General features: G+C 70.3%; 13 protein-coding genes. 4 read left to right on the forward strand and 9 right to left on the reverse strand.

The window, feature by feature from the left end; genetic code table 11:
• Window positions 1-297 (forward strand): hypothetical protein (locus ACN6LB_RS15990; RefSeq protein WP_445026409.1); only part of this gene is annotated, 297 nt, incomplete at its 5' end.
• Between the two features lie 192 nt (window positions 298-489).
• Here ACN6LB_RS15990 and ACN6LB_RS15995 read toward each other — a convergent pair.
• Window positions 490-1,497, reverse strand: a complete 1,008-nt coding sequence (locus tag ACN6LB_RS15995) for a stage II sporulation protein M (protein ID WP_445026410.1) — start codon at window positions 1,495-1,497, stop codon at window positions 490-492.
• Between the two features lie 119 nt (window positions 1,498-1,616).
• Here ACN6LB_RS15995 and ACN6LB_RS16000 point away from each other — a divergent pair, with 119 nt between their 5' ends.
• The gene (locus ACN6LB_RS16000) at window positions 1,617-2,687 is read left to right on the forward strand and encodes an RDD family protein (RefSeq protein ID WP_445026411.1); all 1,071 of its coding nucleotides are present in this window, start codon (window positions 1,617-1,619) and stop codon (window positions 2,685-2,687) included.
• 50 nt (window positions 2,688-2,737) lie between these two features.
• Here the strand turns inward: ACN6LB_RS16000 and ACN6LB_RS16005 are convergent, their stop codons facing one another.
• Together ACN6LB_RS16005 and ahcY are read right to left on the reverse strand one after the other, a co-directional pair.
• A complete protein-coding gene (locus tag ACN6LB_RS16005; RefSeq protein ID WP_356141713.1) occupies window positions 2,738-3,352 on the reverse strand; it encodes a hypothetical protein in 615 nt (204 codons plus the stop codon).
• Between the two features lie 169 nt (window positions 3,353-3,521).
• Window positions 3,522-4,979 carry an adenosylhomocysteinase gene (gene ahcY, locus ACN6LB_RS16010; protein WP_445026412.1) on the reverse strand — a complete coding sequence of 486 codons (1,458 nt, stop codon included), beginning with the start codon at window positions 4,977-4,979 and terminating at the stop codon, window positions 3,522-3,524.
• Between the two features lie 360 nt (window positions 4,980-5,339).
• Between ahcY and lepB the strand changes: the two genes are divergently transcribed.
• Window positions 5,340-6,008, forward strand: a complete 669-nt coding sequence (gene lepB, locus ACN6LB_RS16015; protein WP_445026413.1) for a signal peptidase I — start codon at window positions 5,340-5,342, stop codon at window positions 6,006-6,008.
• Between the two features lie 112 nt (window positions 6,009-6,120).
• Here the strand turns inward: lepB and ACN6LB_RS16020 are convergent, their stop codons facing one another.
• The 6 genes from ACN6LB_RS16020 to ACN6LB_RS16045 all read right to left on the reverse strand — a co-directional run bounded on the left by ACN6LB_RS16020 (window position 6,121) and on the right by ACN6LB_RS16045 (window position 12,049).
• Window positions 6,121-7,098, reverse strand: coding sequence for a cation diffusion facilitator family transporter (locus ACN6LB_RS16020; RefSeq protein ID WP_445026415.1), 978 nt, complete (start codon window positions 7,096-7,098; stop codon window positions 6,121-6,123).
• A gap of 122 nt (window positions 7,099-7,220) precedes the next feature.
• On the reverse strand, window positions 7,221-8,372 hold the full coding sequence (gene manA, locus ACN6LB_RS16025; RefSeq protein ID WP_445026417.1) for a mannose-6-phosphate isomerase, class I: 1,152 nt from the start codon (window positions 8,370-8,372) through the stop codon (window positions 7,221-7,223).
• 130 nt (window positions 8,373-8,502) lie between these two features.
• A complete protein-coding gene (locus tag ACN6LB_RS16030; RefSeq protein ID WP_445026419.1) occupies window positions 8,503-9,630 on the reverse strand; it encodes an SIS domain-containing protein in 1,128 nt (375 codons plus the stop codon).
• A 78-nt stretch (window positions 9,631-9,708) separates the two neighbouring features.
• The gene (locus ACN6LB_RS16035; RefSeq protein ID WP_356141725.1) at window positions 9,709-9,891 is read right to left on the reverse strand and encodes a Trm112 family protein; all 183 of its coding nucleotides are present in this window, start codon (window positions 9,889-9,891) and stop codon (window positions 9,709-9,711) included.
• A gap of 222 nt (window positions 9,892-10,113) precedes the next feature.
• Entirely contained in the window at window positions 10,114-11,478 is a 1,365-nt protein-coding gene (locus ACN6LB_RS16040; protein WP_445026420.1) for a phosphomannomutase/phosphoglucomutase, read from the reverse strand.
• Window positions 11,479-11,617: 139 nt separating this feature from the next.
• Window positions 11,618-12,049: a DUF3499 domain-containing protein gene (locus ACN6LB_RS16045; protein ID WP_445026502.1), complete on the reverse strand. Its 432-nt coding sequence runs from the start codon at window positions 12,047-12,049 to the stop codon at window positions 11,618-11,620.
• 325 nt (window positions 12,050-12,374) lie between these two features.
• Between ACN6LB_RS16045 and ACN6LB_RS16050 the strand changes: the two genes are divergently transcribed.
• Window positions 12,375-12,824, forward strand: a complete 450-nt coding sequence (locus ACN6LB_RS16050; RefSeq protein ID WP_356141759.1) for a metallopeptidase family protein — start codon at window positions 12,375-12,377, stop codon at window positions 12,822-12,824.
• The last annotated feature ends 166 nt before the right edge of the window (window positions 12,825-12,990 follow it).

Consider the following 12,990-nt stretch of genomic DNA (forward strand, 5'->3'; position numbering starts at 1 on the left):
TTTTCAAAGGAACCTCGCCCCGACCGATCGGCCGGAGACGGGGTATCAACATATCTGGCGTTGATTTTTGGCACGCTGTTGAGTTCTCAAGGAACGGACACTTCCTTTGTACTCACCCTCTCGGGCTTTCCTCCGGGCGCTTCCCTTCTGTGTTTCCAACCTTACCAGATCCTTTTTCCGTTCCGTTTCCGGTCGGAATTTGTTTCCGGTGGCCGTTGGAGGGCCTTTGCCTATTTGATTGCCTTTCGGCTCTCTTTCGGCGAGCCCGACTTTATCAGAAGTTTTTGGCCGGACTGACCGGCGACTCATTCCTGAATAATCGGGAGGGCTTCTCGGGAATCGCATTCACAAGAAGCCAGCAGATGTCAACCGTTGCCGCCGGACGTGTCCAGCTCTAGGCAACTGTTCGAATCTACCTCCCCACTCGAACCGTGTCAACGGTCTTGTGGGCGAAGAGGAGACTAACAGGTCCACCGAGGTGTCTGCACATCAAGCGGCCGTCGGAAGTGTGGCGCTGCGCTCGGAGTCGCTGACGTCACCGGTGTCACCGGCGCGGGCCGCGCGACCCCCCAGGACGAAGACGTACGCCAGGAAGGCCAGCTCGGCTGCGACGCCGATGGCGATGCGGGCCCAGGTGGGGAGCCCCGATGGGGTGACGAAGCCTTCGATGGCTCCCGAGACGAAGAGGACCAGGGCCAGGCCTATCGCCATGCCCAGGGCGGCCCGGCCCTCTTCGGCGAGGGCCGTACGGCGGGACCGGGGGCCCGGGTCGATCACGGTCCAGCCCAGGCGCAGGCCCGTTCCCGCAGCCACGAAGACGGCGGTCAGTTCCAGAAGGCCGTGCGGAAGGATGAGGCCGAGGAACGTGTCGAGGCGGCCGGCCGAGGTCATCAGGCCGATGCCTGCGCCGACGTTGACCATGTTCTGAAGCAGGATCCAGAGGACCGGGAGTCCCAGGAAGATGCCCAGGACCAGGCACATCGCGGCGGCCTGGGCGTTGTTCGTCCACACCTGGGCGGCGAAGGACGTGGCGGGATGGCTCGAGTAGTAGGTCTCGTACTGGCCACCCGGGCGGGTGAGCTCGCGCAGTTCGCTGGGGGTGGTGAGCGAGGACTGGACTTCGGGGTGTGTGCCGATCCACCACCCCAGGAGGATCGCTACCGCGGTGGAGACGAGCGCCGTGGGCACCCACCAGTGGCGTGAGCGATAGACCGCCGCGGGGAAACCGTGCGCAAGGAAGCGGGTGACGTCACGCCAAGAAGCGCGGCGCGTTCCTGTCACGGCACTACGCGCGCGTGCCACGAGTTGACTGAGCCGACCGGTGAGCTGAGGGTCGGGGGCGCTGGACTGGATCACGGACAGATGCGTGGCCGTGCGCTGGTAAAGGGCGACGAGTTCGTCTGCCTCGGCTCCGGTGAGACGGCGCCGGCGGCGCAGCAGCGCGTCGAGCCGGTCCCACTCGGCGCGGTGTGCGGACACGAAGACGTCGAGGTCCATCGGGTTGCCTGCTCCTCGGCTGCTCGTCTCGGGTGTCAGCTTGTCGTACTGCGGCGCGATGTGTCCTCAGCTTGGCAGACTGGCCGTTCTCGGGGCAGGTCAGGGGAAGGACGGCAGGCGTGAGTGAGCTAGTGACGGGCGAGGCGGTGGCGCTGGAGCTGCGCCCCGCGAAGTTGCCGAGCCGTGCGCTGGCCGTGTTGCTCGACCTGGTCGTGGGGATGCTGGTCTACATCGCGGTGACCATCGCCCTGGTGGCCTCGACGGCCGCTCTCGACGAAGCGGCGCAGGTAGCGGTCTCGATCGCGAGTTTCGTTCTCGTCCTGGTCGGGGGGCCCATAGCGGTGGAGACGCTCAGTCACGGCCGTTCCCTGGGAAAGCTGGTCTTCGGGTTGCGGGTGGTGCGGGACGACGGCGGGCCGATTCGGTTCCGGCATGCGCTGGTGCGCGGCGCTGTGGGTGTGGTGGAGATTTTGATGACGTTCGGGATCGTCGCGTGCGTCGCCTCGTTGGTCTCGGCACGGGGGCGGCGGCTCGGTGACGTCTTCGCGGGCACTCTCGTCGTACGGGAAAGGGTGCCGGTCGGGCACATGCCTTTCATGCCTCCGCCGCCGCCCTGGCTGGCGGGGCGGTTCTCCGGGCTCGATCTGTCCGCGGTTCCTGACGGCCTGTGGCTGGCCGTCCGCCAGTACCTGACGCGGATGCGGCAGTTGGATCCGCAGGTCGGTGCGGCGATGGCGGAACGACTCGCCGGTGACCTCGCTGTTCGTACGGGCGCTCCGGCGCCGCAGGGCGTGCCGCCGGCCGCGTATCTGGCGGCCGTGGTGCAGGAGCGGCAGTCGCGAGAGGCTCGACGGACCTTCGGCGGCGCGGCGGCCGTCAACCCGTACGCGCGCCCGGCCGGACCCGGGGTGGCGGCGACAGGGACGGTCGGGTCGACCGGTGCGGCCGGGATGACCGGGGCGGCGGGCGCTGACGGTCCGCCGGTGCACCACCCCGGCACCGCCTATCCGTATCCGTATCCATCTCCGTATCCGCCGGCGGCTCCCGCCTACCCGGCAGCGAACTCAGGGGCGGCCGGTCAGCCCTCGGGCGATCATTCCCCTGACGCGGCATCACAGCAGGCTGCTCAGGCACCGCAGGGCGGTCGTCAGGCCGACAGTCCCGCGACCGGGTTCGTGCCGCCCTCCTGACCGGCCGTCACTTCCCCTTCTCCGCGGGCCGGTCGAGCACCGACGCTCCGTCAGGTGAACACCGACGGTGGTGATTCGAGGTGTTCCAGCTCGATGCCGGGCGCTGCGAGAACCACGTCGCCGGAGATGTGCACGGCGTGCTGCTCCCCCGTGTCCAGGGCTGTGACCTGGTATTCGTCCACCGCGAGGGGGGCGTTGTCAGTGGCGTGTGTTTCTCTCGAGATCAAGGCCCAGGACTGGTCCACGGTGCGCGGGGCGAGGACCGGGTCCGTGAAGGCGACGAGGCGTACGCGGGTTGCGGAGGCGGAAGGGGTGAGGCGGAGGAGACGGGCGGTGGCGACAAGGAACGCGGGGGATGTGCCGGTGAAGGCGTGGGCGCGGACGTTGCCTTCGGTGGCCTGAGTGCCGGTGGGGTCGGTGCGGACCCAGGTGACGCCGTCGAGCGCGGCGCCGCGGACCTGCCAGCCGGCGGCGTTGAGTTCGAGACGGATGGGGCGGCCGAGGTCGTCGAGGGCGAGATCGACGGAGCCGGCGTGGTCGCCGGAAGGGGTGGTCAGCTGGGAGACGTAGCGCCAGCCGGAGGGGCCGGGCGCGCAGTGGAAGTGCTCTTCACCGAGAGGGGTGTGGTCATGCGGGTCATGAAGCGAATATCGGCCGCGGGGCATGGGGGTCCTGGGTTCTGACGGGCTGGTCCGGACACGGGCAGGCCCCCGGCACGGGGGTGCGGGGGCCTGCCTGGGACCTGCTGCTGAGGGGTGCGTCAGTGCACGGACGCACCCACCGCGAGCTGGGTTACCGACTCGGTGGCGGTATCAGTAGCGGTAGTGGTCCGAATCAGTAGCGGTAGTGGTCCGACTTGTACGGGCCATCGACCTCGACACCGATGTACGAGGCCTGCTCGGGGCGGAGGGTCGTGAGCTTCACGCCGAGCGCGTCGAGGTGGAGACGGGCGACCTTCTCGTCGAGGTGCTTGGGCAGCACGTAGACGTCGGTCGGGTACTCGTCGGGCTTGGTGAACAGCTCGATCTGGGCCAGGGTCTGGTCCGCGAACGAGTTGGACATCACGAACGACGGGTGGCCGGTGGCGTTGCCCAGGTTCAGCAGGCGGCCCTCGGACAGGACGATGAGCACCTTGCCGTCGGAGAACGTCCAGGTGTGGACCTGCGGCTTGACCTCGTCCTTGACGATGCCGGGGATCTTCGCGAGGCCGGCCATGTCGATCTCGTTGTCGAAGTGGCCGATGTTGCCGACGATCGCCTGGTGCTTCATCTTGGCCATGTCGGCGGCCATGATGATGTCCTTGTTGCCCGTCGTGGTGACGAAGATGTCGGCCTTGTCGATGACCTCGTCGAGGGTCGTGACCTGGTAGCCGTCCATCGCCGCCTGCAGGGCACAGATCGGGTCGATCTCGGTGATGATCACGCGGGCGCCCTGTCCGCGCAGGGACTCCGCGCAGCCCTTGCCCACGTCGCCGTAGCCGCAGACGACCGCGGTCTTGCCGCCGATGAGGACGTCGGTGGCGCGGTTGATGCCGTCGATCAGGGAGTGGCGGCAGCCGTACTTGTTGTCGAACTTCGACTTGGTGACGGCGTCGTTCACGTTGATCGCCGGGAACAGGAGGGTGCCGTCGCGGTGCATCTCGTACAGGCGGTGGACGCCGGTCGTGGTCTCCTCGGTCACGCCGCGGATCTCGGACGCCAGCTGGGTCCACTTCTGCGAGCCGTCGGTGATGGTGCGGTTGAGGAGTTCGAGGATGACGCGGTGCTCGTCGTTCTCGGCGGTGTCGGGCGAGGGGACCTTGCCGTCCTTCTCGTACTCGACGCCCTTGTGGACGAGGAGGGTGGCGTCGCCGCCGTCGTCGAGGATCATGTTCGGGCCGCCGGTGGGGGTGTTCGGCCAGGTCAGCGCCTGCTCCGTGCACCACCAGTACTCCTCCAGGGTCTCGCCCTTCCAGGCGAAGACCGGGATGCCCTGCGGGTTCTCGGGCGTGCCGTTCGGGCCGACCGCGATGGCGGCGGCCGCGTGGTCCTGGGTGGAGAAGATGTTGCAGGACACCCAGCGGACCTCGGCGCCCAGGGCGACCAGGGTCTCGATCAGGACGGCGGTCTGCACGGTCATGTGCAGCGAGCCCATGATCCGGGCGCCGGCCAGCGGCTGAGTGGCGGCGAACTCCTTGCGGATGGACATCAGGCCGGGCATCTCGTGCTCGGCGAGGGTGATCTCCTTGCGGCCGAACTCGGCCAGGGAGAGATCGGCGACCTTGAAGTCCTGCCGGTTGTCGACAGTCGTCATGGAGAGCTGCTCCTCGGGGTTGGGGCGAGGTGGGTACGGCTGGTCTGCGCGGCGGCGGACACATGGGTGCCCTGGCGAGGGCACAGACGTGCCCGCGGTGCGCGCAGCGCAGTCCGTCGGAGGCCCTCTCTCCCTCGGCCGGTCCGCGGTGGGACCGCCCGACCGCCATCAGCAGCGACGTCTGGCTCAGTCACCAAGCTACACCGGTCGGACCGGCCCGCCCCAGTCCGGCTCCGGACTCGGCGGCACTCCCGAGGGGGGCCGGAGGAGCACGGGAGGCGGGTGGGCCGGGCACCGTGCGTTCACAGCAGGCCGCTAGCCTCTGCCCCCGCGGATGTGCCGCATGGGGAGGGAGCAGCGATGCGCAGGGTACGAGGGCTGGCGGTCACAGCCTGGCTGTTGGGGCCGTTGGGGCTGGTGATGGTCGTCGGTTCGCTGCTGTACGTACGGTCGGTCTATACGTCTGTGACGGTGGCGGGCGGGAGCATGGCGCCCACCTACACCGTCGGGAAGCGCCTCGTCGTGGAGCGGCTGGACGGCGACGAGGTGCGCCGGGGGGACGTCGTGCTCTTCGAGGCGCCCGAGCCGGAGATCAAGGGAGCCCTGATCAAGCGGGTGATCGGGGTCGGCGGTGACCGGGTGGTGTGCTGCGAGGGCTCGGGGGCGGACGAGCGGGTCACCGTCAACGGGAAGCCGCTGGACGAGCCGTATCTGAAGGACGGTGTCGCCGACGGGGTCAGGCCGTACGACGTGAAGGTGCCGGCGGGGCGGTTGTTCCTGCTGGGCGACTATCGGGCGAACTCGATGGACTCGCGGTTCTACACGAGCGTCGGTCATCAGGGGACGGTGGCGGACGGAGCTGTGCTGGGCCGGGTCGTCGACGGGTTCGGAGGGGCCCTCGTGTGGATCTCGGCGGCGCTGGTCGGACTGGTTCTCGCGCTCGTCGGGCTCGGCTTCGGGATCGCCGCCCTGGTCGTACGGCGGCGGCAGGTGGTGCCGCCGATGCCGCCGTGGCCCGTGCAGGTATGACAGGTGTGACAGCTGTGGCAGCTGTGGCAGCTGTGAACGACCTCGGGGGCCCGCCCTGCTTCAGGCGGACCCCCGGGCACGTACGGCAGGAGTAGCGGCGTACGAGGAGAGGTCAGTGTCCGGGGGTCTGCGCCGGGCCGCCGGGCGTGGCCTCGCGGTCCGGGCCCTTCGCCGCCTCGGTCTCGCTGTAGATGTCCGGCTCCAGGTAGATCACGCGGGCGATCGGGACGGCGGCGCGGATGCGGGCCTCGGCCGCGTTTATGGCGGAGGCGACCTCGGCGGCCGTGTCGTCGTGCTGAACGGCGATCTTGGCGGCGATCAGCAGTTCCTCGGGGCCGAGGTGGAGCGTGCGCATGTGGATGACGCCGGTGACCGTGTCGCCGTCGACCATCGCGGCCTCGATCTTCTTGACCTCGTCGACGCCCGCGGCCTCGCCGAGCAGCAGGGACTTGGTCTCGGCGGCCAGGACGAGGGCGATCAGGATGAGCAGGATGCCGATGCAGAGGGTGCCGATGCCGTCCCAGATGCCGTCACCGGTGAGCAGGGCCAGGCCGACGCCGCCGAGCGCGAGGACCAGACCGATGAGCGCGCCGAAGTCCTCCAGGAGGACGACGGGCAGCTCGGGGGCCTTGGCGCGGCGGACGAACTGCGACCAGGACAGCCCGCCACGCAGCTGGTTGGACTCCTTGATGGCGGTGCGGAAGGAGAAGCCCTCGGCGATGATCGCGAAGACGAGGACGCCCACCGGCCAGTACCAGTGCTCGATGTCGTGCGGGTGCTTGATCTTCTCGTAGCCCTCGTAGACGGCGAACATGCCGCCGACCGAGAAGAGGACGATCGAGACCAGGAAGGCGTAGATGTACCGCTCGCGGCCGTAGCCGAAGGGGTGTTCCGGGGTCGCCTCTCGCTCGGCCTTCTTGCCGCCGATCAGAAGCAGGGCCTGGTTGCCTGAGTCGGCGAGCGAGTGGACGCCCTCGGCGAGCATCGACGACGAACCGCTGAAGGCGAACGCCACGAACTTCGATACCGCGATCGCGAGGTTGGCGCCGAGTGCCGCCACGATCGCTTTGGTGCCGCCTGAAGCGCTCATGTGCTCCTGCTGTCCCTTCGTAACGCCGTCCCGCGACCGGTTCGTACTCTCGTACGCCGTCCAGGCCTTTGCCCCTGCTTTGCCGGTGGGCCATTGTTGCAGCCCTGTCCGCCAAGGACGCGTCAGGCCACCACAGTGGCCCGGAAGAGCGTGCCCGCGCCGGAGACGCCGGCCTGTTCGCCCGCCGGTACGAAGACGGACTCGCCGGGGGTGAGCGGGTGCTCCCCGGCCCGGACGGAACCCGCGGTGCACAGCAGGATCTGCGGGGTCGTCAGGGTCAGGTCGTGCGGGGCCGCGCCCTCGGGGAGGACGTAGCGGGAGAGGCGGAACTCGTCGATGGGGGTCGCGTAGACCTCTTCGCCGTCGGGGGACGCCTCGGGGCGCAGGACGCCGGGGTCGCTCGCCTCGAAGCGGACGATGCGCAGGAGTTCGGGGACGTCGACGTGCTTGGGGGTCAGACCGCAGCGCAGGACGTTGTCGGAGTTGGCCATGATCTCGACGCCGAGGCCGTTCAGGTACGCGTGCGGGACGCCCGCACCGAGGAACAGAGCTTCGCCGGGCTGGAGTTGGACGTGATTGAGGAGCATCGCGGCGATGACGCCGGGGTCGCCCGGGTAGTGGTGCGCGATGTCGGCGTAGGGCTCATAGGAGCCGCCGAGGCGTGCGCAGGCGGTCGCGGCCTCGGTGACCGTGTCGGCCATCTCGTCGCGGTCGGCGGAGAGCAGCGCCGTGAGGACCTCGCGCAGTGCGGCCTCTTCGGGGTGGGCGTGCAGCAGGTCGACGTACGGCTTCAGGGAGTCGACGTCCAGGCCTGCGAGGAGTTCGGCGGCCTCGTCGGGGGCGCGGAAGCCGCAGAGGCCGTCGAACTCGGTGAGGGCGCAGATCAGTTCGGGCTTGTGGTTGGCGTCCTTGTAGTTGCGGTGCGCGGCGCCGACGGGGATTTCGCGGCGCTCCTCGTCCTCGTAACCCTCCCTCGCCTGTTCGAGGTTGGGGTGCACCTGGAGGGAGAGGGGGGCGCCCGCGGCGAGGATCTTGAGGAGGAAGGGCAGGCGCGGGCCGAATTTGGCGACGGCCGCCGCGCCGAGTTCCTTCTCGGGGGCCTCGTCGATGAGCTCGGTGAGGGGACCGCGTGCGGTGCGCGAGGGCGCGCCGGGGTGGGCGCCCATCCACATCTCCGCCTGCGGTTCGCCGGTCGGCTCCACGCCGAGCAGCCGCGGGATGGCGGTGGTGGAGCCCCAGGCGTAGGGGCGGACGGTGTTCTCCAGGCGGTCCATGGTGTGTCTTCTTCTCCGTACGTACGCTGTTCGGCCGGCGTGACCCGAGATGCTCACGCGGCGGGAGCCACGAGGTTCGCGCGGTGTGAGCCACGCTGCTCACGGGGCGTGAGCGGGGCGTGGGTCAAGATCAGGCCCCTGAAGCGAGCGCCAGGTAAACGGCGGCGAAATCCGTGACGGCGATCAGCTCGGCGAGGGTCTCCAGCTCGGTGCCCTCCTCCGGTCCGAGTTCGCTGATGGCGGTGTCGTGGCCGAGGGCGAGCTCGCGGGCCGCGGGGGCGGCGCTCAGTCCGCCGATCGGGCGGTCGCGGAGCAGCACCACGCGTGCGTGGAGGGCCTGTGCCTCCTCGACCCGGTCGCGGAAGAAGTCGTCGGGGTCCGCGCCAGCGGCGAGTGCGCCCGCGAGCAGCACGCTGTGCGAGGCGAGCGCCTCGGGGAGTTCGGCGGTGAGCGAGGGGCGGCCCGCGAGTTCGGCGAGCGCGGCGGTGAAACGGCGGCCCGCGGGGCCGGCGGAGGTGCCCTCCGTCCAGATCACCGGGAGTGCCTCGGCGAGCTCGACGGCGAGGGTCTTGGCGGGGTTGCTGTAGGTCGCGATGGCCGGACCGCAGCGCTCGGCGACGAGGTCGAGGCGGTCGGCGACCTTCTGCAGTGCCTCGGAGGGTGCCGCGAGCAGGCCGGTGCGGTCCAGGAGCGCGAGCAGCGGGGTGAGCAGCGCCCACAGGACGCCGGGCGCGGACGCGGCGAGGGGCGCCTCCACCTCGTACGGGGCGGTCGCCATGGGTACGAACAGGCCGTGCGTGCTCTCGATCGACTCGGTCACCGGGGAGTTCGACGGGGCTACGGCGGCGACGGTGCAGCCGCGCCGGTACGCCTGCTCGACCAGCAGCGAGAGGCCGGGTTCCGAGCCGTCAGGGGTGGCGATCAGGAGCAGGTCCACGGGGCCCGCCCAGCCGGGCAGTTCCCAGCGCAGGGCGCCTGCCGCGGGGGCGACGCCGCCCGGGGTGAGCCGGGTGACGGGGCAGCTGGTCCCGGCGAGGGTGCCGAGGAGTTCGGCGACGCCTGTGGCGGCCATGCCGGGGCCGGCGATCAGGACGGAGCGCGGGCGCCCGTCGGGCTTCAGGTCCGGGATGCCTGCCTCGGTGGCGTGCCGGACCGCGGTGCGGACGCGGGCGCCGGCCTCGGCGGCGCCGCGCAGCAGCTCACGGCGGTCGGCGCGGGCGAGCGCGTCGGGGTCGTCGAGCAGCGATTCGTCGAGCATGGGTCGGCAGCCTCCGATCGCCGGGGGTACGTCCGGGCAGTCGCGACGGTGGTCGCTTGCGCTTGCGCGCCTCCGCGCTTACGCGGGGCGGCGGGCCTCGTCGACGAGCAGTACGGGGATCCCGTCGCGCACGGGGTAGGCGAGGCCGCAGCCCTGGCCGGTGCAGACCAGCTCCGCCTGGCCGTCCGTGTCCTGCTCCTTGAGCGGGGCGTGGCAGGCGGGGCAGGCGAGGATCTCCAGGAGGCCCGCTTCGAGCGGCATGGTGTGTCCTTCCGAACAGTGGAATGCGGCCTGGTCAGGGTACCGCCGTGACGCGCGGGGTGCCGGTCCCTGTGGACAGGGTCCGGCACCGGGGTGGAGGCGGCTGGTTTCTTCGCCCCCTCCGCCCCTTCCCGTCCCGTGGTCCTGGGGGCTTCGCCCCCTCTCCCCGCTTGTCGCGCTTCGCGCTCGGCCTCAAACGCCGGACGGGCTGAAAGATCTACCTCAGCCCCTGATGATCGCCAGGACCTCGTCCCGCACCTTCGCCATGGTCGCCTCGTCCCGCGCCTCGGCGTTCAGGCGGAGGAGGGGTTCCGTGTTGGAGGGGCGGACGTTGAACCACCAGTCGGCGGCGGTGATGGTGAGGCCGTCGAGTTCGTCGAGGGTGACGCCCTCCTGGCCCTCGTACGCCGTCTTGATCGCGGCGAGGCGGGCCGTCTGGTCGTCGACCGTGGAGTTGATCTCGCCGGAGGCGGCGTAGCGGTCGTACTGCGCGACCAGGGCGGAGAGCGTGCCCTCCTGGCCGCCGAGCGCCGCGAGGACGTGGAGCGCGGCGAGCATGCCCGTGTCCGCGTTCCAGAAGTCCTTGAAGTAGTAGTGCGCGGAGTGCTCGCCGCCGAAGATGGCGCCGGACCTGGCCATCTCCGCCTTGATGAACGAGTGGCCCACGCGGGTGCGGACCGGGGTGCCGCCGTTCTCGCGGACGACCTCGGGGACCGACCAGGAGGTGATGAGGTTGTGGATGATCGTGCCCTTGCCGCCGTGCTTGGCGAGCTCGCGGGAGGCGACCAGCGCGGTGATGGCGGACGGTGCGACCGGGTCGCCGTGCTCGTCGACGACGAAGCAGCGGTCCGCGTCGCCGTCGAAGGCGATGCCGAGGTCGGCGCCCTCCTCGCGTACACGCTGCTGCAGGTCGACGATGTTCTTCGGGTCGAGCGGGTTGGCCTCGTGGTTGGGGAACGTGCCGTCCAGCTCGAAGTACATCGGCACGAGGGTCAGCGGCAGGCCGGCGAAGACGGTCGGGACGGTGTGTCCGCCCATGCCGTTGCCCGCGTCGACGACGACCTTCAGGGGGCGGATGGAGGTCAGGTCGACAAGGCCGCGCAGGTGCGCCGCGTAATCCTCCAACGTGTCCCGCTGGGTGATCGTTCCCTGGGTCGCGTCCGAGGACGGGGCGCCCGAGTCGAGCCAGGACTCCACGAGTTGGCGGATCTCGGCGAGGCCGGTGTCCTGGCCGACGGGCGCGGCACCCGCCCGGCACATCTTGATGCCGTTGTACTGCGCGGGGTTGTGGGAGGCCGTGAACATGGCGCCCGGCAGGTCGAACGCGCCCGACGCGTAGTACAGCTGGTCCGTCGAGCACAGGCCGATCTCGGTCACGTCGACGCCGCGCGCCGCCGCGCCGCGCGCGAAGGCACGCGACAGGCCGGGCGAGGAAGGCCGCATGTCGTGTCCGATCACGATCGCGGTCGCGCCGGTCACCTGGACGAAGGCCGCCCCGAACAGCTCGGCCAACGACTCGTCCCACTGGTCCGGGACCACTCCACGTACGTCGTACGCCTTCACGAGCTGCGACAGATCAGCAGTCACGGCCAACCCTCCAGAAGTCCACTTCGGTCACCCCAAACTACCCGCCCCGGCTGACAGTCCGCTGTGAAGCGGCTGATCGGACTCCCCCTCGCGACGTGAGGTCGGCGGAGTCGGACGAGCCGGAGGCGTTGGAGGGGACTCAGTTGTCCGGTGAGCGCAGCACCCGCAGGTGGCCGCGGCGCGCGACCTGCATCGGGTCGACGGTGCGCGCGTTGCCGCCGCCACCGGCCTCCGCGGTGCGCTGCTGCGGGCGGGCGGCCTCGCGCACCGCGTTGGCGAGCGCTTCGAGGTCGTCACCGCTGGGGCGGGACGGACCGGAGGAGTCGGCGAGCCGGACGACCTCCCAGCCGCGTGGCGCGGTGAGGCGTGCGGCGTGCTCGGCGCACAGGTCGTAGCAGTGAGGTTCGGCGTAGGTGGCGAGCGGGCCGAGGACCGCGGTCGAGTCGGCGTAGACGTACGTCAGCGTCGCGACGGCGGGACGGCCGCAAGCGGTGCGCGAACAGCGACGTACAGGGCTCACGACGTTGGACGGTACCGCACTCTTGAGCGGGCCGCGACGACTCTCCCCCAGGTCACCCGACCGTGTCGTGGTGTGAAACGGCGCACACAACTCCCCTCGCACACCACGCTGACCAGGCACGACCCTCTTCGACGAGATACCGAACAGACCTGCATCCGATCACCACTTGGTGCAAACCCCGTCAATTGCCTTGAGATCGACGGTCTTGGAGGGATACGGAATCGAGCCCAAGCTTGGCCGGAATGGTCATCGGGTGACATCCCGAACACTCGTCGAGCGCTGTCCGCAACGGTCATCGTGCGACATGTCGGGACGGTGCCCCGCGGCCGCGTGTGGCCGGGCGCCCGGAGCGTACGGGGACTACGCTTCGCCAGTGATGGACAACCCCGTACCGCCCCGCGCCGCCGCACCCGGGCCCCGCCGCCGTGACCGCCATGGACGAGGCATGCGCGGCCCCGTGGCGCCGCCGCAGGTGCCGCTCTCCGCGAGTCGTGCCGAGGTCTTCGCGGACCTGGTGCAGGACTCCGTGGAGCGGCTCGAACGGCGCTGGCCGCAGCTCGCCGACATTGACTTCCTCGTCCTCGAAGTGCCGCGTCTGGACGCTCCGGGCGACGCCTGGAGCGACGAGGCCGTGCCACTGGGCGGCACGGTCCCGGCGCGCGAGGACCACCCCGCGCGCGTGGTCGTGTACCGGCGCCCGGTCGAGATCCGCACCAAGGGCCGCGACGAGCGCGCGGCCCTGGTGCACGAGATCGTCGTGGAGCAGGTCGCGGAGTTGCTGGGGCTCACCCCGGAGACGGTGGACCCCCGCTACGGCGAGGACTAGGGGGTGTTTGAAAGTCCTGTGCGGTGCCCGCGGTGTCCGGTGCGTGCCCTCGGCGTGCCGGACGAAGGCCCTCGTACTGGACGTACTTGGGGCTTCGGCCGGTGCGGCGAGGGTGCGTGCCGGGCGCCGTGGGTGCTGTGCGGGACTTTCAAACACCCCCTAGCGG

The organism is Streptomyces sp. SAS_270, from assembly GCF_052543295.1.

What these genes read in the sequence shown, in the direction of transcription:
- ACN6LB_RS15995 (WP_445026410.1), bottom strand. Translation starts at nt 1,497, where the DNA reads ATGGACCTCGACGTCTTCGTGTCCGCACACCGCGCCGAGTGGGACCGG.
- ACN6LB_RS16005 (WP_356141713.1), bottom strand. Translation starts at nt 3,352, where the DNA reads ATGCCCCGCGGCCGATATTCGCTTCATGACCCGCATGACCACACCCCT.
- ahcY (WP_445026412.1), bottom strand. Translation starts at nt 4,979, where the DNA reads ATGACGACTGTCGACAACCGGCAGGACTTCAAGGTCGCCGATCTCTCC.
- lepB (WP_445026413.1), top strand. Translation starts at nt 5,340, where the DNA reads ATGCGCAGGGTACGAGGGCTGGCGGTCACAGCCTGGCTGTTGGGGCCG.
- ACN6LB_RS16020 (WP_445026415.1), bottom strand. Translation starts at nt 7,098, where the DNA reads ATGAGCGCTTCAGGCGGCACCAAAGCGATCGTGGCGGCACTCGGCGCC.
- manA (WP_445026417.1), bottom strand. Translation starts at nt 8,372, where the DNA reads ATGGACCGCCTGGAGAACACCGTCCGCCCCTACGCCTGGGGCTCCACC.
- ACN6LB_RS16030 (WP_445026419.1), bottom strand. Translation starts at nt 9,630, where the DNA reads ATGCTCGACGAATCGCTGCTCGACGACCCCGACGCGCTCGCCCGCGCC.
- ACN6LB_RS16035 (WP_356141725.1), bottom strand. Translation starts at nt 9,891, where the DNA reads ATGCCGCTCGAAGCGGGCCTCCTGGAGATCCTCGCCTGCCCCGCCTGC.
- ACN6LB_RS16050 (WP_356141759.1), top strand. Translation starts at nt 12,375, where the DNA reads ATGGACAACCCCGTACCGCCCCGCGCCGCCGCACCCGGGCCCCGCCGC.